The sequence below is a fragment of the Streptomyces sp. NPDC028722 genome (assembly GCF_040637655.1).
Taxonomy (GTDB): domain Bacteria; phylum Actinomycetota; class Actinomycetes; order Streptomycetales; family Streptomycetaceae; genus Streptomyces.
This window is the reverse complement of record NZ_JBEZWU010000001.1, coordinates 410301-433896: the sequence shown is the minus strand read 5'-3', so window position 1 is coordinate 433896 and position 23596 is coordinate 410301. Positions and strand designations below refer to the sequence as shown.

The following is a 23596-nucleotide window of genomic DNA, read 5'->3' as shown; positions in this document are numbered from 1 at the left end:
GATCCGCCCGCCGGTCAGGACCGACGCAGGAACCCCACGATTCCCTCGGAGATCCCCCGCGCAGCCTTCTGCCGCCAGGCGCCGCTTGTCAGCAGTGCCGCGTCCTTGCTATCGCGCATGTTGCCGCACTCGAGGAACACCTTGGGAACCGTTGACAGATTGAGACCGCCCAGGTCCGTCCGCGTGACCAGACCGGTGCCTTCACCGAGGTAGTTGGACGGCGGCTCGCCCGTCGCCCGCAGGAAGCCGCCCGCGATGCGCGTCCCCAGGTCGTGGGACGGGCCGACGATGGCGCGGGTGTCGGCCGCACCGGCGTGCACGGACCCGGGCAGGATGACGTGGAAGCCGCGGTTGCCGGGTGCGGAGCCGTCGGCGTGCAGGGAGACGGCCGCGTCCGCGTGCGCGGTGTTCCCGATCCGGGCCCGCTCGTCCACGCACGGCCCCCAGGCCGGACCGTCCCCGTCGTGCGTCAACTTCACGGTGGCGCCCTGCCGTTCGAGCAGCTCCCGCAGCCGGTGCGCCAGGTCCAGGGTGAACCGGGCCTCCGCGTAACCGTCGTTGGTGGACGTGCCGGTGGTGTCGCACTCCTTGCGGTGGGTGCCGATGTCCACCGAGCGGCCGATCTCGGCCGTGTGCCGGAAGTTGCCCGGGTTGTGTCCCGGGTCGATGACGACGACCTTCCCCTCGAGCGGGCGGGCGCCGTCCGCCGTGCCGCCGGTGCCGGGCGGGGCGGTCCGGGCGGACGGGGAGGAGGACATCTCGGAGCCGCGCGGGGCCGGCGCGGGGGAGGCCCTACCGTCCCGGCCGCCCGGACCGCCGCCCACCGCCTCGTACACCATCCAGCCGAGCAGCGCACCGGGCACCAGCGCGGCGAGCGCCACGGTCAGCGGGCCGCGCCGGGACCGGCGGGGCTGCGGGGGATCGAGGTCCGGGCCTGCGTACGACACGTCTGCGACTCTAACCGGGGGCTCAGATCCCCGCGCCCGTTCGCCGCAGGACCCGCAGCGAGCCGGTCACCGACACCTCCGTGAACGCCCCCGACCCCAGCGCCCGCACATACACCCGGTACGGCGCCTGGCCGGTGAACTCGTCCTCGGGGTCCGGGAAGACGTCGTGGATGACGAGCAGGCCGCCCTCGGCCACGTGCGGCGCCCAGCCCTCGTAGTCGGCCGTGGCGTGCTCGTCGGTGTGGCCGCCGTCGACGAACACCAGCCCGAGCGGGGAGTTCCAGATCCGCGCGATCTGCGGGGAGCGGCCGACGAGGGCGATCACATGCTCCTCCAGACCCGCCCGGAACAGGGTGCGCCGGAAGGCGGGGAGCGTGTCCATCAGGCCGATCTCGGGGTCGACCGTCTCCGGGTCGTGATAGTCCCAGCCGGGCTGCTGCTCCTCGCTGCCCCGGTGGTGGTCGACGGTCAGCGCACCGACCCCGGCCGCGCGGGCCGCGTCGGCCAGCAGCACGGTGGACCGCCCGCAGTACGTGCCGACCTCCAGCAGCGGCAGCCCCAGCCGCCCCGCCTCCACCGCCGCCGCGTACAGCGCCAGCCCCTCGTCCACGGGCATGAACCCCTTGGCCCCCTCGAACGCGGCCAGGACCTCAGGACGGGGTACGGCGCCCATGCTCAACCTCTCACTAACGCAACGATCCACCCCATGCTCCCGCATCCCCCCGACCGACCGGACAGGGGGTAGGACAACGCCCCCCGAAGGGGCGCGGGGAACGGCGCGCCCGGCCACGTCCAACCGGCAGCCGCGGACCGATCCGCCGTGGCAGCCCGTGAAGCGCACCCCCTCCACCGCCGAGCGCATACGCCCCCGAAGGGGCGCGGGGAACGGCGCGCCCGGCCACGTTCGAGCCGCAGTCGCGACCCGACCCCTCGTGGCAGCCCAGTAGGCACCCGCCCGCCCCCGGCAGGGGCGCCGCGGGGAACGGCGCGCCCGGCCACGTCCCAGCCGCAGCCGCCGTACAACCCCTCGCGGCACCCCCGTGGAGCACCCACGCCCCCCAGCGGAGCGCTACGCGCTGACCGTAGCCCCCGGCAACGCAAGGTCCAGGTCGACAGCCCGTTCCTCACCGGAGTGGGTCGCCGACGACGCCAGCGGCCCGTGCCCGGACGCCTTCGCGGCCAGCACGTACGCACCCTGCGCCGGCACCGCGAGGGCGTAGGAACCGTCCTCCCCGGACACCGTGGCGCCCGCCTGCCGGCCCCGGCGGTCGATCAGGGTGACCTTGGCCCGGGCGACGGGCGTGCCACCGGCGTCCAGCACCCGCCCCCGGAAGCCGCGCAGCACCTGCTCGGCGCGCTCCAGGTTCGCGTCCTCCTCGCTGCTCGCGCGCAGCTGGGTGTGCTGGGCCGGCCGCGGAGCCGCCGGCAGGAAGAGGGCGAGCAGCAGGCCCACCGCGACGGCGGCCGTGGCGATCAGGAAGGAGACGCGGAAGCCGTGCATGGTCGGGACGGCGAGGCCGCCCACGTTGTGCGCGGTGTTGGCCAGCACCATGCCGATGACGGCGCTGGAGACCGACGTACCGATGGAGCGCATGAGGGTGTTGAGGCCGTTGGCCGCGCCGGTCTCCGAGGCGGGTACCGCGCCGACGATGAGCGCGGGCAGCGAGGAGTAGGCGAGGCCGATGCCCGCGCCGAGGACCACGGAGGTGATGATCGTCTGCCAGGCCGCGTCCATCAGGCCGAGGCCGCCGCCGTAGCCGATGGCGATGATCAGCATGCCGAGGATGAGGGTGACCTTGGGGCCGTAGCGGGCGGACAGACGGGCGTAGACCGGTGCCGTGAACATCATCGTCAGGCCCAGCGGGGCCACGCACAGGCCCGCGACGACCATGGACTGCCCGAGGCCGTAGCCGGTCGCGCTGGGCAGCTGGAGCAGCTGGGGCAGGACCAGTGAGACGACGTAGAAGCTGACGCCGACCATGATCGAGGCGAGGTTGGTGAGCAGTACCTCGCGGCGGGCGGTGGTGCGCAGGTCGACGAGGGGCGCCTGGATGCGCAGCTCGTACACACCCCACAGCAGGAGGACGGCGACGGCCGCGGCGAACAGGCCGAGCGTCGTGCCGGAGGACCAGCCCCAGTCGCTGCCCTTGGTGATCGGGAGCAGCAGGAGGACCAGACCGACGGACAGGCCGGCCGCGCCGAGCACGTCGAAGGTGCCCCGGGCGCGCATGGGGGACTCGGGGACGACGAGGAGGGCGAGGGCGATGGCGAGCGCGCCGAGGCCGGCGGCGCCGTAGAACAGGGCGTGCCAGTCGGAGTGCTGTGCGACCAGGGCCGCGGCGGGCAGGGCGAGGCCGCCGCCGACGCCGATGGAGGAACTCATCAGCGCCATGGCCGAGCCGAGCTTCTCGCGCGGCAGCATGTCGCGCATCAGGCCGATGCCGAGGGGTATCGCGCCCATGGCGAAGCCCTGGAGGGCACGGCCGACGATCATGATGATCAGGTCGCTGGTGAGCGCGCTGACCAGGGCGCCGGCCACCATCACGGAGAGGCTGAACACCAGCATGCGCCGCTTGCCGTACAGGTCGCCGAGCCGGCCCATGATCGGGGTGGCGACGGCGCCGGACAGGAGGGTCGAGGTGAGCACCCAGGTGGCGTTCGTGGGGGCGGTGTCCAGCAGCTGCGGCAGGTCCTTGATGACCGGCACGAGCAGGGTCTGCATCACCGCGACCACGATGCCCGCGAAGGCGAGCACCGGGACCACGGCCCCGCTCGCTCCCCGGGTGGGCTGGTCGGTCGTCGTCTCTGGCATGGGGTGAGGCCTTCCGCGTGTCATAAGTGCTGTGTAAACCTCGTATGCACAGGCAACTATTCCGTTGCTTCGGGCCTCTAATGAATTCTTGACCGATCCATGGGTTTCTGATGGGGGGTCAGGATTCACAGCCGCCCCTGCCGTTGTGGACGGCGGGCTCGGACGGGTGTCGGCGACCGCCGTCCCGTTCCCTCGACATCACCGTCCCGTTACCCCGGCATCACCGTCCCGTCCCCCGGCATCGTCGGCACCTCGTGCTCTCGCGCCATCGGCGGATCGGGTCCGGCGGTGAGTGTCGCGGGGCTCCCGGCCCGAGACGCGGAGCGCCGAACCGGGCGCCCCCGGGCTGGACTTCGGTTAAAGAATCTCCCTTCTCCCGTGCGGCGGGGGTTGACGATTCTTGACCGTACGCAAACAATCGCCCCTGCCTTCTCGGCAATTCCCGGTATTCCGTCTGCCGAGCAGGTCCGGTATTTCGATCGAACAACGTTCGGGATATCGGACACAGCAGAGAGTCCGCAGGAAGCCCGCACTGCCCCCGACGAATACGAGGTGCCCCGTGCTTCGCCGAACCCCCCGGACCCCCCGAACCCCTCAGGGTCCCCGGACCCCCCGCACTCCCCGGCGCGTCAGAAGCGCCCTTCTGTCCGTCCTCGCCGTCTGCGCCGGCCTGGCCGCCCTGCTCTTCGGAACCGGCGCAGCCCCGGCCGCCGCCGCCGGTTCGCTGCCCTGTGACATCTACGGCGCCGCGGGCACCCCCTGCGTCGCCGCGCACAGCCTGGCCCGGGCGCTGTACGGGTCGTACAACGGACCGCTCTACCAGGTGCGGAGGGCCTCGGACGGGGCGACCGCGAAGATCGGCCTGCTGTCCGCCGGCGGTTACGCCGATGCCGCCGCCCAGGACTCCTTCTGTTCCGGCACGACCTGCATCATCACCGAGATCTACGACCAGTCCCCGCGCCACAACGACCTCACCGTCGAGGGCGCGGGCGGCGCCGGCGCGGCCGATGTCGGGGCGCCCGCGGACGCCCTGCCGGTGACCGCCGGCGGCCACCAGGTCTACGGCCTGGAGATCTCCGCCGGCATGGGCTACCGGGACAACTCCACCTCGGGCGTCGCCGTGAACGGGCAGGCCGAGGGGATGTACATGGTGACCTCCGGCACCCACGTCAACAACCGCTGCTGCTTCGACTACGGCAACGCAGAGACCAACAACCTGGACACCGGCAACGGCCACATGGACGCCATCAACTTCGGCACCGAATGCTGGTTCGCGCCCTGCTACGGCCAGGGCCCCTGGGTCCAGGCCGACCTGGAGAACGGCCTGTTCCAGTCCGACGCCGGATACAGCAGGAACACGGCGAATACCGGTACCGGAGCGCTGCCGTTCGTGACCGCCCTGCTCAAGAACAACGGGCAGAACCATTTCGCCCTGAAATACGCGAACGCCCGGTCCGGCGGGCTGACGACCACCTATTCCGGCGGTGAGCCCACCAAGAGCGGCTACTCGCCGATGCACCAGGAGGGCGCGATCGTCCTCGGCACCGGAGGCGACAACAGCAACGGCTCCATCGGGTCCTTCTTCGAGGGCGTCATGACGTCCGGCATCCCGACCGACGCCGCCGACGCCGCCGTCCAGACCAACATCGTCTCCGTCGGTTACGGCGGCCCGACCGGCAGCACCGGCACGCTGAACCCCGGCTCCGAGATCTCGCTGCGCGCCACGACCGCCTGCTGCACCACCGAGTACGTCCGCCATCAGAACGACGCGGCCGTCACCTCCACGGTGACGTCGAGCAGCCCGGCCGTCGACAAGGGCGACGCCACCTGGATCGTGCGCCGCGGGCTCGCCAACGCCTCCTGCGTCTCCTTCGAGTCGCGCAACTACCCCGGTGACTTCCTGCGCCACTTCGACTACCGGCTGTACCGGCAGCCGATGGACGGCACCGCCCAGTTCCGGGCCGACGCCACCTTCTGCCCGCAGACCGGCAAGAGCGGCACCGGCACCTCGTTCGCCTCGTACAACTATCCGACGCGCTACCTGCGCCACTACAACCACACGCTGTACATAGCGAGCAACGGCGGTTCCAACGACTTCGACAGCAGCACCTCCTGGGCCGCCGACGTCAGCTGGGTGACCGGCTCTCCCTGGGCGCCGTAACCGCCGCCGGGACCAACCCGTCGACGGCGACGGGGAGTTCCGCGGTGACCGTGAAACCGCCGCGCGGTGCCGGACCGGCCGTGAGGGAGCCGGCCGCCGCCGCGAGGCGTTCGGCCAGCCCCTTCAGTCCCGTACCGCCGACGCATCCCCGGGGCCGGCCGGCCCCGGAGCCGGCATCCGGGCTCGTACCGGTGCCGGTGCCGGTGCCGTTGTCCGTGACCGTCAGGCGGATCCGCTCGGTGGTGCCCTCCACGGTGATCTCGCAGCGGGTCGCGTGGCTGTGCCGGACGACGTTGGTGACCGCCTCGCGCACCACCCAGCCCAGCAGCGCCTCGCTCTGCGGGTCGAGCGGCGTCCCGGACTGATGGACCACCGGCTCCACGCTCGCCGCGGACAGTGCCGAGCGGGCCCGGGTCAGCTCGGTGGCCAGGCTGCCCTCGCGGTAGCCGGTCACCGCCTCGCGGATCTCGGTGAGCGCCTGCCGGCCCACCGACTCGATGTCCGTGACCTGCGCCAGCGCCGCGTCGAGATCCCGCGGGGCCAGCCGCCGGGCCGCCTCGGACTTCACCACGATCACCGACAGGGTGTGTCCGAGCAGGTCGTGCAGATCGCGGGAGAACCGCAGCCGCTCCTTCTCCACGGCCTGCCGGGCCAGTTCCTCACGGGCGGCCCGCAACTCCCGTACGGCCTCGGACAGACCGAGGATCGCGGCGGTCACCATGCTGGAGATGAAGGTGCCGTACCCGATGCTCGACGCGTCGTCCCAGCCGCCACGCACGTAGGCGACGGCACCCGCGTACAGCGCGAGCAGCGTCCCCGCGCGCCCCAGCAGCGGACCGCGCAGACAGGCACCCGCCGCGAGCCCCAGCAGCGGGAAGAACACCAGCCAGTCACCGCCGTACCCGAGGGCCAGGCCGGTGGTGAGCAGGCCCATGAGACCGAGCGCCACCCGGGTGGACACCGCCTCGCGCCTGCGCCGGTCGAAGGAGCGGAAAGTGACGTACACATACAGGGAGTTGAAGGCCAGCAGGCCCAGACCGCCGACCCACGGGTTCGCGGTCCTGCCCTGGAGCACGTTGGAGATGGCCCCCATGCCTATCAGCAGCCAGGGCAGCAGGGTGAAGCCGGTGGGCGGCGGGCCCGGCTGGTCGACGCGCGGCGCCCCGCCGTTCTTCCGGGCGGCCCGTCGCGCGGACCGGCAAGCCGCGCGTTCCGCCCGCCACCGACGGTGTTCCGCCCCCCACCGGCGCTGTTCTGTCCGCCGGTCCGCTGTCCCGCGTCCCGGTGCCCGCCACCATGTCATCTGTCGTCCCCCGGTCGAGTGGTCGCCGCCGTGCGGCGGTAGGACGCACAGCGTAGGGACCAACCGTAAGGAGCCGGATCCGCCCACCGGCAGATGCGTACGTACGGTTCCGGGCAGGACGATGGTCACGGGCGGCGCCCGGAACCGGCGCAGCGCCGTGACAGCCCTCACCCACTGGAGCCGCATGCCCATCGACGCAGCCCTGGCCCTCGCCGCCGCACCCCGTTCCGGTGAGATCTCCTGGACCCCGAGGGACGTCCAGCTCTACCACCTCGGCATCGGGGCCGGCGCCGACCCCGACAAGGACGACCCCGCCACCGACCCGGACGAGTTGCGCTACACCCTGGAGACCCGGTTGCACGTCCTGCCGAGCTTCGCCACCGTCGCCGGATCCGGCGCCCCCGGCGTCATCGGCGCACTGTCCATGCCGGGCATCGACGTCGACCTGGCCAGGGTCCTGCACGGCGGCCAGAACCTCACGGTGCACCGGCCGGTCCCCGCCGCGGGCACCGCCACCGCCACGAGCCGCATCGCCGCCGTGTACGACAAGGGGGAGGCCGCCGTCCTCGTCATGCGCACCGAAGTCGCCGACCAGGACGGCCCGTTGTGGACCGACGACGCCCGGATCTTCGTACGCGGCGAGGGCGGCTGGGGCGGCGACCGCGGGCCCGCCTCCCGTCCGGACCCGCCCGCCGGCGCCCCCGACCGGACCGTCGAACGCCCCGTCCGCCCCGACCAGGCCCTCCTCTACCGCCTCACCGGTGACCTCAACCCCCTGCACGCCGACCCGGAGTTCGCCCGGCTCGCCGGCTTCGGCCGGCCGGTCCTGCACGGTCTGTGCACCTACGGCATCACCCTCAAGGCGGTCGTGGACACGCTGCTCGCCGGCGACGTGACCCGGGTACGCGGCTACGGCACCCGTTTCACCGGCGTGGTGTACCCCGGGGAGACCCTGCGCGTCCGCATGTGGCGCCGGGAGGACCGGGTGCGGGTCACCGTGGACGCCGTCGAGCGGGGCACGGAGGTGCTCACCGGAACCGTCGTCCAGCGCCTCTGAGGCCGGAGGCGAGGCATCGAGGGCGCCGGAGGCGATGGGGCCCGGCACAGGCAGAGGGGCACTCGCCGGACGAGTGCCCCTCTGTTCCCTCTGTTCCCTCTGTGTTCCCTGCTGTTTCCCTGCGGTCAGAAAGCCGCCTCGACCGTCTCCTGTACCGGCTTGCGGTGCCGGCCGTGCGGAGTCGGAGTCGTCTCGCTCTCCTGGGCCGCGACCGGGCCTCGGTGCCGACCGTGGCCGGCGCTCTCCTGAGAGTCGGCAGACAGCTGCCGCGTCCTGGTGTCGCTCATCGGAAGAATTCACCCCGTCAACATGATCTTTCGTACAGCCGGGCGAGTCTAACCGGCGCACCACGGGCCGAATCCAGGCGCACACGCCGACCGGCACTAGTTCGTTACAAGACGGCCCAGCGGCGCCTGTTGGAGCGGCACGGGGCGGGTCACCACCGGCTCCGGAGGGCTCAGTTCCACCCCCGACCGGGACGCCCCGACTGCCTCGGCAGCCCTGAGCGCAACCCCCGTTCCGCCGGTTCCGTCTGTCCCGCCGCTCCCGTAGGGCCCGTCCGTCCCGCTCGCTCGCTCCGGGGTGCCCGCGCCCGCCTCGGCGTCCGTCCCCCCGGCAGCGCTCGCCCCCGCCACGGCCTCCGTCCCGCCGACGGCGTCCGCGCCCGCCGCCTCGCTCCTGGGCGCCGTCAGCTCCGCCACCCCGCACGGGGTGTCGCACGTGGCGTACGGCAGCCGCAGCACGCCCTCGGGTGTCCACAGCCCGGCCCCCGCCAGCCATCCGTGCGGCGCCGGAAGATGACGTAGCCGCCGTTCCGCCGGCCGCCAGATGCCCACCCAGGTGCCGAACGTCCCGTCGATGCGCAGGCCCACCCCGCAGTTCTCCGGCATCAGCACCTGCCCCGGCTGGATCGCGAACGGCGTCACCCGGCACTCCGGCACCCGAAGACACTCCGGGAAGCGCACCGGCAGGGTGCTGCCGAGCACGCCCCAGCCCAGTCGCCGCCGCCCCGGGGAGGGAGCGTCCGAGGAGATCAGCAGCAGCCCGCTGTCGGGGTCGGCGAGCAGCAGCCGGTCGTCGCTGCCGTCCGCGATCTGGAGCAGCGGCGAGACGGCGCCGGCGCGCTCCAGGTCCAGCACGACCGTCTTGGTGAGCCCGTCCAGCTCCCGGTCCAGCGCCAGCAGCCGCCCGGTGCGGTCCAGCCACACCCCGCCCGAGCAGCGCCCCGGTACCTCGGCGAGCCGCTCCGGGCCGGACGCCCCGCCCGCCACCAGCCACACCGTGCTGGCACGCGGCCCGACGGCGAGTGCGTACGCCCGGGTGCCCCCCGGCGCCGGCGGCAGCAGGGTGAGCCCCGCCGGACCGGTACCGGGCCCGGGGTGCTCCACCGTGCCCAGCGACAGCTCACCGGTGCCGGGCCCGGTCGGATACAGCAGCGAGAAGGCGTGCCGCCGCTCCACCAGCCGGTGGATCAGCACCCGGCCGTCGCCCAGGGGCTGCACCTCGCTGCCGGGCTCCTCCGGCTGGTTGCCGGGCAGCGGTACCGCGTACGGCTCCGGGCCGTCCAGCGTCCAGCGCTCCGGGAACCAGGAGTCACCGGCCGGCGCGAGCCGGGCGGCGTAGGCGCCGTCCGCCGTGATCGCGCAGCCGGCCGCCCCCGGCGCACCGTCGGCCCCGTCCGTGGACGGGGATTCGATCGCACAGGCCGTCATGGTTCGGTCACCTCCAGCGACGAAGCTAGTTTTCGTACGCACGGGCGGGGGACCGGCGGCGCGCGCTTCACACATACGGGTGGGGCAGAAGCGATTCCTCTGAGGAAACCGGGGCGTCTGTGCTGACCGGGACCGGAGCGGGCGGATGCGGTACGGGCCCGCAGAACGGCCAGGTAGCCTGTCCCTCGTGCCCCGTCTGTCTGAAGTCATCGCCGCGCTGGAGAACCTGTGGCCCGCCGAGTGGGCCGAGTCCTGGGACGCGGTCGGCACCGTCGTGGGCGACCCCGGCCAGGAGATCAGCCGGGTCCTGTTCGCCGTCGACCCGGTCCAGGAGATCGTCGACGAGGCGGTGAAGCTCGGCGCCGGCCTCCTGGTCACCCACCATCCGCTCTATCTGCGCGGTACGACGACGGTCGCGGCCACGCACTTCAAGGGCCGGGCCGTGCACACGCTCATCAAGAACGACATCGCGCTGCACGTCGCCCACACCAACGCCGACACCGCCGACCCGGGCGTCTCCGACGCCCTCGCCGGCGCGCTGGACCTCCGGGTCGTACGACCCCTCGTGCCCGACCCCACCGACCCGCACGGCCGCCGGGGCCTCGGCCGCGTCTGCGCGCTCGACCACCCGCTCACCGTCCGCGAACTCGCCGCCCGCGCCGCCGAACGGCTGCCCGCCACCGCGCAGGGCATCCGGGTGGCCGGCGACCCGGAGGCCGTCGTCCGCACGGTCGCCGTCAGCGGCGGCTCCGGCGACAGCCTCTTCGACGAGGTCCGCGCCGCCGGTGTCGACGCCTTCCTCACCGCCGACCTGCGCCACCACCCGGCGTCCGAGGCGGTGGCCCACAGTCCCCTCGCGCTGCTCGACGCGGCGCACTGGGCCACCGAGTGGCCCTGGTGCGAGCTGGCCGCCGCCCAGCTCGACGAGATCTCCGACCGCCACGGCTGGGACCTGCGCGTCCACGTCTCCAGGACGGTCACCGACCCCTGGACCGCCCACGCGGCGTCCACCACCCCCGCTAGCTAACAGGAGCCCCCAACTGAACGCCGCGCCCGCCGACCAGATCCGACTCCTCGACGTCCAGGACCTCGACGTCCGTCTCCAGCAGCTCGCGCACAAGCGGAAGTCGCTGCCCGAGCACGCCGAGATCGATGCGCTGACCAAGGACCTCACCCAGCTGCGCGACCTGCTCGTGGCCGCGCAGACCGAGGAGAGCGACTGCGCCCGCGAGCAGACCAAGGCCGAGCAGGACGTGGACCAGGTGCGCAGACGCGCCACCCGCGACCAGCAGCGCCTGGACTCCGGCGCGGTCGCCTCGCCCAAGGACCTCTCCAACCTCCAGCACGAGATCGCCTCCCTCGCCAAGCGGCAGGGTGACCTGGAGGACGTGGTCCTCGAGGTCATGGAGCGCCGCGAGTCCGCGCAGGAACGGGTCGGCGAGCTGACCGAGCGGGTCGCGTCCGTCCAGTCCAAGATCGACGACGCCACCGCCCGCCGGAACGCGGCCTTCGAGGCCATCGACGGCGAGGCCGCCTCGGTCACCCGGGAGCGCGAGGTCGTCGCGGCCTCCGTCCCCGCTGACCTGCTCAAGCTCTACGACAAGCTGCGCGCGCAGCAGGGCGGGATCGGCGCGGCCAAGCTGTACGCCCGCAGCTGCCAGGGCTGCCGGCAGGAACTGGCGATCACCGAGCTGAGCGAGATCCGCTCGGCGGCGCCGGACACGGTGGTGCGCTGCGAGAACTGCGGCCGCATCCTGGTGCGCACGGCCGAGTCGGGTCTGTAGACGAGGGGCCGGACGGGTGCGGGAGTTCATCGTCGAGGCCGACGGCGGGTCACGGGGCAACCCGGGGCCCGCGGGCTACGGCGCCGTGGTGTGCGACGCGGCGACGGGGCAGACCCTGGCCGAGGCGGCGGAGTACATCGGCGTCGCCACGAACAACGTCGCCGAGTACCGCGGTCTCCTGGCCGGTCTCCGCGCCGCCCACGCCCTCGACCCGTCCGCGCCGGTCCATGTCCGCATGGACTCCAAGCTGGTGGTCGAGCAGATGTCGGGCCGCTGGAAGATCAAGCACCCCGCGATGAAGCCCCTGGCGGCGGAGGCCCGGTCCGTCTTCCCGCCGGAGCAGGTCACGTACGAATGGATCCCCCGCGAGCGGAACAAGCACGCGGACCGTTTGGCCAACGAGGCGATGGACGCGGGGGCGAAGGGCGAACAGTGGTCGCCGTCGCGGTCTACGGCGGACCTGGAGACGGGAACCGACGGCGGCACTCGGGCGACCTCGGCCGCTCGGGCTGCCTCGGCGGCTCCGGCTGCTTCGCCGGCTCCGGCCGCACAGGGCACCCCGGCCACTCCGTCCCCTGTAGGCGACTCGGATGCGGCGCCGCCGGCGGATGCCGCGCCCGTCGCCGACGCGGCTCCCGCCACCGGTGCGGCGCCTCCTGCCGACGCGGCTTCCGCTGCTGCTCAGACCCGTTCTGCCGAGGCGGCTCCCGCTGCCACCGCGACACGTCCTGCCGACCCGGCTCCCGCTGCCGACGAGGCACCTTCCGCCGTGCCGGCACCTTCCGCCGGGCAGCCCCCCGCCGCCTCCGGTGACACCGAGCGGCGCACGTCCGCCCCCGGCTGGAGTGCCGCGCCCGACCTCGGGGCGCCCGCCACCTTCGTGCTGCTCCGCCACGGTGAGACCCCGCTCACCCCCCAGAAACGCTTCTCCGGCAGCGGCGGCACGGACCCCTCCCTCTCCGGCGCCGGCCGTGAGCAGGCCCGGCGGGTCGCGGAGGCGCTGGCCAGGCGCGGCACGGTCCAGGCCGTCGTCGCCTCGCCCCTGGCCCGCACCCGGGAGACCGCCGCCATCGTCGCCGCCCGCCTGGGCCTCGACGTGACGCTCGAGGACGGCCTGCGGGAGACGGACTTCGGCGCCTGGGAGGGCCTGACCTTCGGCGAGGTACGGGACCGCTATCCGGACGACCTGAACGCCTGGCTCGCCGACCCGGAGGCCCATCCCACCGGCGGCGGCGAGAGCTTCGCCGGTACGGCCATCAGGATCGCCGCCGCCCGGGACGAGCTGGTCGCCGCCCACGCGGGCCGGACCGTGCTGCTGGTCACGCACGTCACCCCGATCAAGACGCTGATCCGTCTCGCCCTGGGCGCCCCGGCCAAGTCCCTGTTCCGGATGGAACTTTCGGCCGCCTCCCTGTCGGCGGTGGCGTACTACGCGGACGGCAACGCGAGCGTCCGGCTCTTCAACGACACGTCCCACCTCCGGCCCTGAGACCACCGGCGGTCCTCAGCCCGCCGTCGGACCCCAACCCGGCCGCCGCCCGCGCCAGTTCCTCGATCCGCCCCCAGTCCCCGGCGGCCACCGCATCCGCCGGGACCATCCAGCTGCCGCCCACACAGCCGACGTTGGACAGCGCCAGATACTCGGGGGCGTTGTGCGGGCCGATGCCGCCGGTCGGGCAGAAGCGCGCCTGCGGCAACGGCCCGGCCAGCGACCGCAGATACGCCGTGCCGCCCGCGGCCTGCGCCGGGAAGAACTTCATCTCCCGCACCCCGCGCTCCAGCAGCGCGACGACCTCCGAGGCGGTCGACACCCCGGGCAGGAACGGCACCCCCGACCCGCGCATCGCGCCCAGCAACGCCTCCGTCCACCCGGGGCTGACCAGGAACCGCGCCCCGGCCGCCGTACACATCCCGGCCTGCTCCGGTGTGAGCACGGTGCCCGCCCCGACCACGGCGTCCGGTACCTCGTCGGCGATCGCCCGGATCGCGGCCGGCGCCGCCGATGTCCGCAGGGTCACCTCGATCGCGGGCAGCCCGCCCGCCACCAGTGCCCGCGCCAGCGGCACCGCGTCGGCGGCGTCGGAGAGCACCACGACGGGTACGACGGGCGCCAGGTCGAGCACGGAGGCGGCCGGGGAGGAGGGCAGCGGCGAGGTCATGCCCTCATCGTGCCCAGCGACCGCAACACCCGCAACGAGCGTTGCGCATGGTGCAACAACGCTTCAGTGGATGTCGTCCACCAGCACGTCCAGCGACCACGCCCGGCCCGCCTTCCCGGGCGCCTCCGCCTCCACGACGTAGCCCAGGCCCCGCAGCGCCTCCACCAGCTCGGCGGGGTTGTCCGGCACCGCCCCGGCGGTCAGCAGGGCGCGGACGATCCGGCCCTTCGTCGCCTTGTTGAAGTGGCTGACGACCTTCCGGGTCGGCGCGTGCAGCACCCGTACCGTCGCCGTCCGTCCGGCGACCTCGCCCTTCGGTTTCCAGGCCGCCGCGTAGGCGGCGGACCGCAGGTCGAGCACCAGGCCCTCGGCAGCCGCGGCGGGCAGCACCTCGGCCATCGGCGCGCGCCAGTGCGCGGCCAGCGCGCCCAGTCCCGGCAGCTTCACGCCCATCGCGCAGCGGTAGGAGGGGATGCGGTCGGTGACCCGCACGGCACCCCACAGCCCAGAGAAGACCAGCAGCGAGCCCGTCGCGCGCCGCCGCGCCGCCGCGTCCAGCGTGGCCAGGCCGAGGGCGTCGTAGAGCACGCCGGTGTAGATCTCCCCGGCGGGGCGGGCGCCGGCCGTGCGCAGCCCGGCGTTCTTCGCGACCTCGCCGCGCAGTCCCTCGCTCAGCCCGAGGATCTCGCGGGCCTTCTCCTCGTCGGCGGCGCACAGCTCGACCAGTTCGGCGAGCACGGCCTCCCGCGCGCCGGTCAGCCCCCGCAGGGACAGCGACTCCAGCTCCAGCGGGGCGCCCTCACCCGCGCTCGCCTTGCCTTCCGAGGGGGGCAGCAGGACCAGCAACACGTACTCCTCACGTAGACCTCCGCGCCAGGGTACGGCGTACCACCGGTACGGCCTCGCCCCGGCGTCGGCGGCCGTCCGCACCCACGTCACGGCCCGGCCCGGTGCGGTGCGGAGCCGGCACGCGGCATGGAAGCGGACCCCGCGGACGTTGGACCGTGGCAGACGGCACGGCGAGGGGGAGTCCGATGGGGGAGCAGGAGCGGGTGGAGCAGGGACCGGGGGAGCGGGCGCGGTGGACGCGGGCCCGGCTGGGGCGGTGCGGGCCCCCGCTCGACCTGCTGACCGCGAACTTCCGGCGGCACGTGTACGCCCCGCACGCTCATGACGAGTACACGATCGGCGTCTGCGTCGGCGGCTCCGAGGTCATCGCCTACCGGGGCGGCCACGTCCGCACCGGACCGGGCACGATCATCGTCCTCGAACCCGGCGAGATGCACACCGGCGGTCCCGGCAACTCCACCGACGGCTACGCCTACCTCGCCCTGTACGCCGAGCCGTCCCTGCTGGCCGACGGCCTCCGCGGCGGCCTGTCGCACTTCCGCGAGCCCCTCATCGACGACCCCACGCTGGTCAGAGCCCTGCGCACCGCCCACACACAACTCAGCGCCTGCCCCGACCCGCTGGAGACCGAGTCCCGCCTGCCCTGGCTGCTGTCCGCCCTGGCCCGGCGCCACTCCACGGCACGCCCGGTGCCCGACCGCGTCCCCGGCGCCGCCGCCATAGCCCGTACGGTCCGTGACCGCCTCGCCGGCGAACTCGCCGACCCGCCGTCCCTCGCCCTCCTCGCGACCGACCTCGGCCTGTCCCGCTACCAGCTCCTGCGGGCCTTCCGCACGACCATGGGCATACCCCCGTACGCCTGGCTCGCCCAGCACCGGGTCGCCCGCGCCCGCACCCTGCTGGACACCGGCCTGCGCCCGGCCGAGGTCGCCACCCTCGTCGGCTTCGCCGACCAGGCACACCTGACCCGCTGGTTCCGCCGGGTGCTCGGGGTGACCCCGGCGCTCTACCGCAACAGCGTTCAAGACACCGTGGGGCGCACCGGCCGAGACTCGACCCCATGACTGCACGCGGCTGGTTCCTGTTCTCCCTGATGGGAGTGGTCTGGGGCATCCCCTATCTGATGATCAAGGTGGCGGTGGACGAGGTGTCCCCGCCGGTGGTGGTGTTCACGCGCTGCGCGCTCGGTGCGGCCCTGCTGCTCCCGTTCGCCGTGCGTCAGGGCGGCCTGCCCGCGTCCGTACGGGCCCACTGGCGGCCCCTGCTGGCCTTCGCGGTGCTGGAGATCATCGTCCCCTGGTTCACCCTCACCGACGCCGAACGGCACCTGTCCAGCTCGACGGCCGGGCTGCTGATCGCGGGCGTACCCATCGTGGGGGTGATCGGGGCGCGGCTGCTGGGGGACACCGAACACCTGGGCGTCCGCCGGGTGACCGGCCTGACGCTGGGCCTCGCCGGCGTGACGGTCCTGACCCTGCCGCACCTCACGGGCGGGGACGCGCGCTCGCTGGTGGAGGTCCTGCTGACCGTCCTGGGCTACGCGACGGCGCCCCTCATCGCCGCCCGCCGTCTCAAGGAGGTCCCGTCCCTCCACCTCACCGCCGCCTGCCTGACCCTGGCCGCGCTCGTCTACGCCCCCGTGGCCGTGCTCACGCGCCCGGCGGCCGTCCCGTCCGCCACGGTCCTGGCCGCGCTGGCCGGTCTGGGCGTGATCTGCACGGCGGTGGCGTTCGTGGCGTTCCTGGAACTGATCCGGGAGGCCGGCCCGACCCGGGCGACCGTGATCACCTACGTGAACCCGGCGGTGGCGGTGGCGGCGGGCGCGTTCTTCCTGGACGAGCCGCTGACCCTGCCCGTACTGGCCGCCTTCGCGCTCATCCTCGCCGGCTCGGTCCTGGCGACGGCCGCCGGTCCGCGGCGCGGCACACGCCCGGTACCATGGTCGGCACGGCAGACGAGCCGGGCGGACGGCCGCGTGGAATCCCTCAGGGGACTCCCCGAGGAACGTCCGGGCTCCACAGGGCAGGGTGGTGGCTAACGGCCACCCGGGGTGACCCGCGGGACAGTGCCACAGAAAGCAGACCGCCGGGGATCTCGGTCCTCGGTAAGGGTGAAACGGTGGTGTAAGAGACCACCAGTGCCCAGGGTGACCTGGGCAGCTAGGTAAACCCCACCCGGAGCAAGGTCAAGAGGAGCGCCGTAGAACGCGCTCTGCGCGGACGTTCGAGGGCTGCCCGCCCGAGTCCGCGGGTAGACCGCACGAGGCCGGCGGCAACGCCGGCCCTAGATGGATGGCCGTCGCCCCGGCCGCCGCGAGGCGACCGGGGAACAGAACCCGGCGTACAGCCCGACTCGTCTGCCCCACCCGCGACTTCGCTTCACGAAGGGCCTCCGACCCACATCGGAGGCCCTTTCCGCACGGCGGGCATCATGACGTGCATGGGTTTCGTGTGCTGCGGACTGTTGATGATCGGTGCGGCCGATGCGTGAGGAAACGGGGAAGCCGGCGGACTCCGGCCGCACGGGGCACTCGGCGGCCGACATCCTGTACAGGTTCCTCACCGCCGAGCGCGCACACCGGGAGTCGCTCGCGCCGCGTGTGGTCGCCGCCGTGGGGGGTGAACGGCTCGACCGGATCCTGGAGAGCACCCGCGAACGGGTCGGTGACATCACCGGTGTACGGGACAACCCCGACGGGCTGGTGATCGAAGGCACCAGGGGGCGCGCCCTCGCCTTCGCCACCACCGGCGACGGTCATGTGCTCGACGGGCTCCTGATCTCCCCGGGCGCGTACCGCGTGCCGCGCCTGCGCATTCCCCCCGGGGTGCGCGCCGCCCTCGTGCGGGCCGTGTGGGTGCTGCTCCTCGCCGTGCGCATCGACGCGTGCTGGCAGGCTCCCTCCCGCATCGCCTGGTGCGGGCGCCTGCTCATCGTCGCGGCCGGGTACCTGATGCTGGCGGGCTGGGGTGCCCCGGCCCGGTTGCCGTGGTGGATACGCCGGGTCGTGGAGGCCGGCGCGCTGGTGGGCCTCGCCTCCGCGTGCCGGCTGCCGTGGCTGCCCATGTCCGGCGGCGGCGAGGCCGAACCGGTCGTGGGAGCGGCCCTGGTCGCCGTCTTCGGCTGGTTCCTGGTCCGGGCGCGGCGCCATCGCTGGGGGAGTGCCGTGTCGCGGCCTCTCACCTTCCCTCTCCAGGGTGGGAACTGGTACATCGTCCAAGGCGGCGGACCCGGCCTGAACCATCACACGCCCTTCCCCGAGCAGCGCGGCGCCCTGGACGTGATCCAGGTCGGTCCGGGCGGTGCGCGAGCACGCGGCGCGGGCACGCGCGCGGGGAACGGGAGTTTTCTCGTGTACGGGCAGATCCTGCACGCACCGTGCGACGGCACGGTCGTCTCCGCCGCCGGTCACATCGACGACCAGGAACCCGGCACCATCCGATACCAGCCCCCCTACGGCAACCACGTGTTCATCGACACGGGCGCCGAGATCGTCAAGCTCGCCCATCTGCGCCGCGGCACCGTGACGGTGACGACGGGCGACCCGGTGCGCGCCGGGCAGGTGCTCGGCGAGGTGGGCAACTCCGGTAACAGCACGGAGCCCCACCTGCACATCCACGCCGAACGTGACGGCCTGGGGCTCGATCTGGAGTTCACGGACGTCACGGGGCCCCTGTGCCGGGGCCGGACCGTCCGCACCTAGGCCTCCGCGCGGGGTCGACGGCCCCCGCCCGGCGCCGTTCCCCCCCGTGCCGCAGGTGCTCAGCGGCCGGCGCCGGCGTCGTCGCGTGGCGTGAGGTGGAAGTCGAACGCCAGGGTGCCCGGATCGAGAGCTGTCGTGCCGCCGTCGGCGGTGAGCACCGCGCCGTTGACGTAGGACGCCGCCGGGGAGAGCAGCCAGTCGATGGCCTGCGCGATCTCGCGCGGCTCGCCCGGCCGTCCCGCGGGCAGCGACCTGGTCACCTCCTCGTACGCGGCCTCCACTCCACCGCGCAGACCGGCCTCCTCGGCGAAGCGCGCCATGCGCCGGTCGGCCATCTCGGTCCGTACCCAGCCGGGGCACACGGTGTTGGCACGCACCCCGTGCCGCCCGTAGTCGACGGCCACGGAACGGCAGAGCTGGAGCAGAGCCGCCTTGGAGGTGGCGTACGGGGCGTTGCTCGCGCCGTTGCGCAGCGCGGAGACCGAGGCGACGGCGACCACCGCTCCCCTGGACTCCAGCAGGTGCGGAAGGGCCGCGCGCAGCAGCAGAAGCGGACCGGTGACGTTGGTGCGCATCACGTCGTCCCAGTCCTGGAGCGACAGGTCCCCCACGGCTCCGCCGCGCCCGATCCCGGCGTTCAGCACCACTCCGTCGATCCGCCCGTGCTCGTCCAGGGCCGCCCGGACCAGCCCCTCGGCCGCGTCGGGCTCCCCGGCGTCGGACGGATACGCCAGCGCGCCGATCTCCCGGGCGAGGCGCCGCAGGGGTTCGGGCCGGCGTCCGGAGACGACCACGTGGTGGCCCCCCTCGCGCAACAGCCGGGCCGTGGCCTCCCCGATGCCCGTGCCTCCGCCGGTCACGACGACAACCCGCTTGTCCGCCAACGCGGCCCCCCTTCACAGAGATCACCTGGAGCGTCCGACTCTAGGAGCGGCGGCTCCACCACCGGCGACTTCCAGCCAGGGGCCGCGGAACGGGAGCCCGCACGGTCGCCCACCGTGCGGGCGGGGAGCCCGCTCCGTACGCGTCCGGTGTGGTCAGGACGCGTCCTGCGGGACGCCCTGGTCGGTGAGGTCGCTCTCGGCGAAGTCCGCATCGCCCGTTCCCGGGCCGCCGGCGAAGAAGCCCTGCATGAGCTCGTTCAGGTCCAGCTTCGTGGCGCCCGCCGGAACGGTGGGCCTGGTGCCCTTGCCCAGCCGCACCGTCAGGCCGAGCTTCTTGACCTTGGCGTTCTCGGCCAGCTTGGCGAGGTCCACGTCCACCTCGGTCAGCTCACCGTTCTTGAGCGTGAAGTCCGCCGTCACCTTGGCGTCGGGGGCGTCCTTCAGGTCCTTGGCCGTGGGCAGCTCCATGCCCGGCGGCAGGTCCTTCACCAGCGGGCGGATCTTGCCGAACAGCTCGGTGACGAGCGTGCGGAAGGGGGCCGTGGCGAGGACGTGCTCGGTGCCGTTCCCACCGCCCGCCGACTTGAGGTGCACGTGCCGGGCGACGACGTCGCGGACGGCGTTCACGAGCTTCTTCTGCGTCTTGGCGTCGAGGGACGGACCGGGCGCGGGACTGTCCTCGGACCCCTGGCCGTCGGCGGTGGCCTTCCGCATCGCCTTGGTGTCGAACTTCACCCACTTGCCCTCGAGAACGTTCTTCATCGCCCCGGCCTCCGGGGGCAGGTCCGCGGCGGACGGGACGGGACTGCCCGACAGCTTGCCGATGGTGTCCATGTCGGCACGGATGTAGGTGTTGTCGCCGATCACCCGGTACTCGGCGAGGTCGCCGTCCGGGCTGCTGACCTTCATGGCCATGCCGACGAGGTCCTTCTCGTCGGACTCGTCGATCGGCTTCTTCGACTGCACGGTGACCGTGATCTTCGCGCCGCTGATCAGCTTGGCCGCGTCGTCCGGGATCTCCTCGCCGGGCGCGGGCCGGGACTTGGCGTCCAGCGCCTTCAAGGACGCGACGTTGGTGTCCACGTCGAGCTCGAAGGAGAGCGTGTTCTTCTTGCCGAGCTTCTCGAAGGCCCGGTCGAGCTTCTTGCCGGCGGAGAGCTGCTCCACCGTTCCGCAGGCGGCGGAGCCCGCGAGGACGGCACCGACGACGGCGGTGGCGGTCAGGGTCTTGCGTATGGCACTGATGATGGTCTCCTCGTGAATCCGACCACGGTGTGGTCGATCAGGAGACTCACCAGTCGCTCACAAGGTTGCCCCCGTCATGCGATGTCGTAACACCGGCCGGAATACCGGCCGGAGCGTCCGCCGAAGCGTCGAACGGCTGCGTCGAACGGCTGCGTCGAACGGCGGCCCCGCGGCTGAGGGGACCGGGTGTCAGGCCGGGTGGTCGAGCGGACGGGACCCGACCTTCTCGAGGTGGTGCTCGAAGACCTGCCGGGCGTCCGGGGTCAGGGTGCGCAGTGCCACCAGGGCCGTGATCGCCACGTCGCACAGTTCCGCCTGTACGTCGTCCCAGGTGTGGGTGACACCCTTGCGCGGGTTCTGGCCGGTCGCGCCGATGACCGCCTCGGCGACCTCGCCGACCTCCTCGGACAGTTTGAGGATGCGCAGCAGCACGCCGTCCCGGCCGCCCTGGGTGCCGGCGGCCTCCAGGCGGGTCCACAGGGAGTCGACGGCGGGCCAGAGGCCGGCGGCGGAGGTCTGATCGCTCATGTCCCGCAGCCTGCCATGCCCACAAGGCGGTGTCGGCCGTTCCCGGGCGGCGGTCACTCCTCGAACAGGGTCTCCTGTTCGCCCGCCGCCCGCGCCCGTACCCGCCTGGTCCGGGCGCCGACGACCACGGCCGTCACCGCGGCCGTCACGCCGAGCGCGGCCGGCACCATCCAGCCGCGGTCGAGGACGTGTCCCAGGGCGTGGTCGAGGGAGAGGCGGCCCGGTCCGGTGACGGCGAGGCCGGCCCCGACCAGGCCCAGGACCGCCGGGTGCTCGTAGCCGCCCTCCTGGGCGAAGAATCCGTGGGGTACGTGGACGGCCGCCGCTCCCGCCATCGCCCCGGCCGCCGCCGCGCCCGCCGCCGGGGTCGCGAGGCCCAGTGCCAGCAGGACGCCGCTGCCCGTCTCCGCCAGGCCCGACGCCGCGGCGCTGGCCTTGCCGGGCGCGTAGCCGACGGACTCCATGAACTGGCCGGTGCCCTCCAGGCCGTAGCCGCCGAACCAGCCGAACAGCTTCTGCGTGCCGTGAGCGGCCAGCACCCCGCCGCTGCCCAGCCGGAGCAGCAACAGGCCAAGATCACGTCGGTCGTAACAGCTCACGATGACTCCCAGGCGGACAGGCGGACAGGCGGACAGGCTCCCTCCCGCGTTCCAGCCTGGCACCCCCGGCACCGCCCGGCCCCCGCTGGCTGCCGTTCGGGTGGCGGCCCCGGGGGAGCGGTGTGAGCCTGACGCCATGACGATTCAGCCGACCCGGCTCAGCGATCCGGCCGTCAGGGCCTTCGTGCACGCCGTCAACTCCCACGACCTGGAGGGCTTCATGTCGCTCCTGGCGCCCGGTGCGACCATGTGCGACGACGGCTCCGACCGTGACCTCGCCGACTGGGCCGACCGGGAGATCTTCTCCTCCCACGGGCACCTGGAGGTCGACAACGAGTCGGACGGCGGCCGTACCGTCCTCGCCCGCTACCGCAACGACACCTGGGGCGAGATGCGCACCAAGTGGGTCTTCACGGTCGAGGACGACGGGCGGATCTCGCGCTTCGAGACCGGGCAGGCCTGACGGGCGACCGGGTGCCGGGAAACGGCGGTGACGCACCGGACATTGCTCCGGTGGCGCGTTCCCCGGCCCCGTGGCCCTCCCGCGCGCCGGACCTCCGCCCGGCGCGGTGTACGGTCCCCGGGTGCGTGAAAGTTCCCGGCTCAGCCGGCGTGCCGTCCTCGGGCTGACGGCCGCCGCCCTCCCCCTCTCCACGGCCACCAGGGCCGCCGCCGCGACCGGGGTGGTCGGCGGTGAGCGGCTGGCCCGCGCCGGCGTCCAGGTGAGCGGCGCCGCCGGACTGCCCGGGAAGCTCACCGCCCGCTCGTGGCTGGTCGCCGACCTCGACAGCGGCGAGGTCCTCGCCTCCTTCGGCGCGCACCGGCGCCTGCCGCCCGCGTCCACCCTGAAGATGCTGTTCGCGGACACCGTGCTGGAGCGGCTGGACCCCGCCGAGCGGTACCGGGTCACCGACGCCGACCTCGCGGACGTCCCGGCCGGCTCCAGCCTCGTCGGCGTCAAGCCCGGCATCACCTACACCGTCGAGCAGTTGTGGCAGGGCGTGTTCCTGCGCTCCGGCAACGACGCCGTGCACGTCCTCTCCCACCTGAACGGCGGCATCGCCCGGACGGTCGCCCAGATGCAGGCCAGGGCCGCGGACCTCCAGGCCCTGGACACCCATGTGGTCAGCCCCGACGGCTTCGACCACAAGGGGCAGCTCTCCTCGGCGTACGACCTGACGCTCTTCGCCCGCCACGGTCTGAAGGACGCCGCGTTCCGCCGGTACTGCGGCACGCGGACCGCCGACTTCCCGGCGGGCGGCAGGAAGACCTTCCAGATCCAGAACACCGACCGCCTGCTGACCGGGGCGTGGGGCCTGAAGACGTACGACGGGCTGATCGGGGTCAAGAACGGCTACACCAGCCACGCCGGCAACACCTTCACCGGTGCCGCCACCCGGGGTGGGCGCACCCTGCTGGTCACCGTGATGCATCCCGGGGCCGGCGGGAACGCCGTCTACGAGGAGACCGCCGCGCTGCTCGACTGGGGCTTCGGGCACGGGCGTTCCGCGCAGGCGGTGGGTCTGCTGGTCGCACCGCTCAGCGAGGGCGGGGTGAAGGCGAGTCCGCCGCCCGCGCGGAAGCCGGTACGGGCGGCGGCCGGCGCGCCCGGTGCGGGGTCCGGGGACGGCTCGGGGTGGGGGCTGGCGGAGGGCTCGGCCGGGGCGGCGGCCCTGCTGGGCGCCGGCGCCTGGGCCCTGCGCCGGCGCCGGACGCGGACGCCGGTGAACGGCGGGGCCGCCGAGGGCGGCGCGGGGAGTGCGGCCCGCAAGGGCGGTGAGCGCCGCAAGGGCGGCGGCGGTGCGCCGGGAGGCCGTCACCGGAACTGACCGTAGGGGGCGGCGGTCACGTGAGCC

Annotated in this window: 20 protein-coding genes, 1 other RNA gene and 1 pseudogene; 11 read left to right on the top strand and 11 right to left on the bottom strand. The window is 73.5% G+C overall.

Going from position 1 to position 23596, the window contains the following annotated elements; all coding sequences use genetic code 11:
• Positions 1 to 14: 14 nt before the first annotated feature.
• From AB0F03_RS01935 to AB0F03_RS01925, 3 genes are all read right to left on the bottom strand, one after another.
• Positions 15 to 947: an N-acetylmuramoyl-L-alanine amidase gene (locus AB0F03_RS01935; RefSeq protein WP_361985397.1), complete on the bottom strand. Its 933-nt coding sequence runs from the start codon at positions 945 to 947 to the stop codon at positions 15 to 17.
• Between the two features lie 22 nt (positions 948 to 969).
• On the bottom strand, positions 970 to 1620 hold the full coding sequence (locus AB0F03_RS01930) for a class I SAM-dependent methyltransferase (protein WP_361985394.1): 651 nt from the start codon (positions 1618 to 1620) through the stop codon (positions 970 to 972).
• 396 nt (positions 1621 to 2016) lie between these two features.
• A complete protein-coding gene (locus AB0F03_RS01925) occupies positions 2017 to 3759 on the bottom strand; it encodes an MFS transporter (protein ID WP_361985391.1) in 1743 nt (580 codons plus the stop codon).
• A gap of 559 nt (positions 3760 to 4318) precedes the next feature.
• Here AB0F03_RS01925 and AB0F03_RS01920 point away from each other — a divergent pair.
• Positions 4319 to 5920 carry an alpha-L-arabinofuranosidase B gene (locus AB0F03_RS01920; protein WP_361985388.1) on the top strand — a complete coding sequence of 534 codons (1602 nt, stop codon included), beginning with the start codon at positions 4319 to 4321 and terminating at the stop codon, positions 5918 to 5920.
• On the opposite strand, the gene AB0F03_RS01915 is transcribed toward AB0F03_RS01920, so the two are convergent.
• Positions 5886 to 7223, bottom strand: coding sequence for a sensor histidine kinase (locus tag AB0F03_RS01915; protein WP_361985386.1), 1338 nt, complete (start codon positions 7221 to 7223; stop codon positions 5886 to 5888). The genes AB0F03_RS01920 and AB0F03_RS01915 overlap by 35 nt on opposite strands.
• Before the next feature lie 184 nt (positions 7224 to 7407).
• On the opposite strand from AB0F03_RS01915, the gene AB0F03_RS01910 reads away from it, so the two are divergent.
• Entirely contained in the window at positions 7408 to 8280 is an 873-nt protein-coding gene (locus AB0F03_RS01910; protein WP_361985384.1) for a MaoC/PaaZ C-terminal domain-containing protein, read from the top strand.
• A gap of 383 nt (positions 8281 to 8663) precedes the next feature.
• Here AB0F03_RS01910 and AB0F03_RS01905 read toward each other — a convergent pair whose 3' ends face one another.
• Entirely contained in the window at positions 8664 to 9992 is a 1329-nt protein-coding gene (locus AB0F03_RS01905; RefSeq protein ID WP_361985381.1) for a hypothetical protein, read from the bottom strand.
• Between the two features lie 187 nt (positions 9993 to 10179).
• On the opposite strand from AB0F03_RS01905, the gene AB0F03_RS01900 reads away from it, so the two are divergent.
• From AB0F03_RS01900 to AB0F03_RS01890, 3 genes are read left to right on the top strand one after another with little or no spacing between them, the layout of a single operon-like run.
• Positions 10180 to 11019 (top strand): Nif3-like dinuclear metal center hexameric protein, encoded by an 840-nt coding sequence (locus AB0F03_RS01900; RefSeq protein WP_361985378.1) that lies wholly within the window; start codon positions 10180 to 10182, stop codon positions 11017 to 11019.
• Between the two features lie 13 nt (positions 11020 to 11032).
• Positions 11033 to 11776 carry a C4-type zinc ribbon domain-containing protein gene (locus AB0F03_RS01895; protein ID WP_361985816.1) on the top strand — a complete coding sequence of 248 codons (744 nt, stop codon included), beginning with the start codon at positions 11033 to 11035 and terminating at the stop codon, positions 11774 to 11776.
• 16 nt (positions 11777 to 11792) lie between these two features.
• Positions 11793 to 13265, top strand: coding sequence for a bifunctional RNase H/acid phosphatase (locus AB0F03_RS01890; protein WP_361985375.1), 1473 nt, complete (start codon positions 11793 to 11795; stop codon positions 13263 to 13265).
• On the opposite strand, the gene eda is transcribed toward AB0F03_RS01890, so the two are convergent.
• Together eda and yaaA are read right to left on the bottom strand one after the other, a co-directional pair.
• On the bottom strand, positions 13237 to 13935 hold the full coding sequence (gene eda / locus AB0F03_RS01885) for a bifunctional 4-hydroxy-2-oxoglutarate aldolase/2-dehydro-3-deoxy-phosphogluconate aldolase (protein ID WP_361985372.1): 699 nt from the start codon (positions 13933 to 13935) through the stop codon (positions 13237 to 13239). The two genes, AB0F03_RS01890 and eda, sit on opposite strands and share 29 nt — an antisense overlap.
• Before the next feature lie 63 nt (positions 13936 to 13998).
• The gene (gene yaaA / locus AB0F03_RS01880) at positions 13999 to 14781 is read right to left on the bottom strand and encodes a peroxide stress protein YaaA (protein WP_361985369.1); all 783 of its coding nucleotides are present in this window, start codon (positions 14779 to 14781) and stop codon (positions 13999 to 14001) included.
• 188 nt (positions 14782 to 14969) lie between these two features.
• On the opposite strand from yaaA, the gene AB0F03_RS01875 reads away from it, so the two are divergent.
• From AB0F03_RS01875 to AB0F03_RS01860, 4 genes and pseudogenes are all read left to right on the top strand, one after another.
• Positions 14970 to 15848 (top strand): AraC family transcriptional regulator, encoded by an 879-nt coding sequence (locus AB0F03_RS01875; RefSeq protein WP_361985366.1) that lies wholly within the window; start codon positions 14970 to 14972, stop codon positions 15846 to 15848.
• Positions 15845 to 16672 (top strand): annotated as a pseudogene (locus tag AB0F03_RS01870) (DMT family transporter); the annotation flags it as partial. The gene AB0F03_RS01875 and the pseudogene AB0F03_RS01870, both read left to right, overlap by 4 nt.
• A 67-nt stretch (positions 16673 to 16739) precedes the next feature.
• Positions 16740 to 17143: RNase P RNA component class A (gene rnpB, locus AB0F03_RS01865), an RNA gene on the top strand.
• Between the two features lie 123 nt (positions 17144 to 17266).
• Positions 17267 to 18484 (top strand): M23 family metallopeptidase, encoded by a 1218-nt coding sequence (locus tag AB0F03_RS01860; protein WP_361985363.1) that lies wholly within the window; start codon positions 17267 to 17269, stop codon positions 18482 to 18484.
• A 59-nt stretch (positions 18485 to 18543) separates the two neighbouring features.
• Here the strand turns inward: AB0F03_RS01860 and AB0F03_RS01855 are convergent, their stop codons facing one another.
• The 4 genes from AB0F03_RS01855 to AB0F03_RS01840 form a co-directional block, all read right to left on the bottom strand.
• Positions 18544 to 19368 carry an SDR family oxidoreductase gene (locus AB0F03_RS01855; RefSeq protein WP_361985361.1) on the bottom strand — a complete coding sequence of 275 codons (825 nt, stop codon included), beginning with the start codon at positions 19366 to 19368 and terminating at the stop codon, positions 18544 to 18546.
• A 153-nt stretch (positions 19369 to 19521) separates the two neighbouring features.
• A complete protein-coding gene (locus tag AB0F03_RS01850; RefSeq protein WP_361985358.1) occupies positions 19522 to 20535 on the bottom strand; it encodes a hypothetical protein in 1014 nt (337 codons plus the stop codon).
• A 267-nt stretch (positions 20536 to 20802) separates the two neighbouring features.
• The gene (locus AB0F03_RS01845; RefSeq protein WP_361985355.1) at positions 20803 to 21141 is read right to left on the bottom strand and encodes a MazG-like family protein; all 339 of its coding nucleotides are present in this window, start codon (positions 21139 to 21141) and stop codon (positions 20803 to 20805) included.
• Positions 21142 to 21194: 53 nt separating this feature from the next.
• A complete protein-coding gene (locus AB0F03_RS01840) occupies positions 21195 to 21740 on the bottom strand; it encodes a DoxX family protein (protein WP_361985352.1) in 546 nt (181 codons plus the stop codon).
• Between the two features lie 136 nt (positions 21741 to 21876).
• On the opposite strand from AB0F03_RS01840, the gene AB0F03_RS01835 reads away from it, so the two are divergent.
• Complete coding sequence (locus AB0F03_RS01835) at positions 21877 to 22203, top strand: nuclear transport factor 2 family protein (RefSeq protein ID WP_361985349.1); 327 nt, start codon at positions 21877 to 21879, stop codon at positions 22201 to 22203.
• Positions 22204 to 22324: 121 nt separating this feature from the next.
• Positions 22325 to 23569, top strand: a complete 1245-nt coding sequence (locus AB0F03_RS01830) for a serine hydrolase (RefSeq protein WP_361985346.1) — start codon at positions 22325 to 22327, stop codon at positions 23567 to 23569.
• Positions 23570 to 23596 lie beyond the last annotated feature (27 nt).

Coding starts and splice junctions, on each gene's coding strand:
- AB0F03_RS01930 (WP_361985394.1), bottom strand. CDS start 1,620: ATGGGCGCCGTACCCCGTCCTGAGGTCCTGGCCGCGTTCGAGGGGGCC.
- AB0F03_RS01925 (WP_361985391.1), bottom strand. CDS start 3,759: ATGCCAGAGACGACGACCGACCAGCCCACCCGGGGAGCGAGCGGGGCC.
- AB0F03_RS01915 (WP_361985386.1), bottom strand. CDS start 7,223: ATGACATGGTGGCGGGCACCGGGACGCGGGACAGCGGACCGGCGGACA.
- AB0F03_RS01910 (WP_361985384.1), top strand. CDS start 7,408: ATGCCCATCGACGCAGCCCTGGCCCTCGCCGCCGCACCCCGTTCCGGT.
- AB0F03_RS01905 (WP_361985381.1), bottom strand. CDS start 9,992: ATGACGGCCTGTGCGATCGAATCCCCGTCCACGGACGGGGCCGACGGT.
- eda (WP_361985372.1), bottom strand. CDS start 13,935: ATGACCTCGCCGCTGCCCTCCTCCCCGGCCGCCTCCGTGCTCGACCTG.
- AB0F03_RS01875 (WP_361985366.1), top strand. CDS start 14,970: ATGGGGGAGCAGGAGCGGGTGGAGCAGGGACCGGGGGAGCGGGCGCGG.
- AB0F03_RS01860 (WP_361985363.1), top strand. CDS start 17,267: ATGCGTGAGGAAACGGGGAAGCCGGCGGACTCCGGCCGCACGGGGCAC.
- AB0F03_RS01845 (WP_361985355.1), bottom strand. CDS start 21,141: ATGAGCGATCAGACCTCCGCCGCCGGCCTCTGGCCCGCCGTCGACTCC.
- AB0F03_RS01835 (WP_361985349.1), top strand. CDS start 21,877: ATGACGATTCAGCCGACCCGGCTCAGCGATCCGGCCGTCAGGGCCTTC.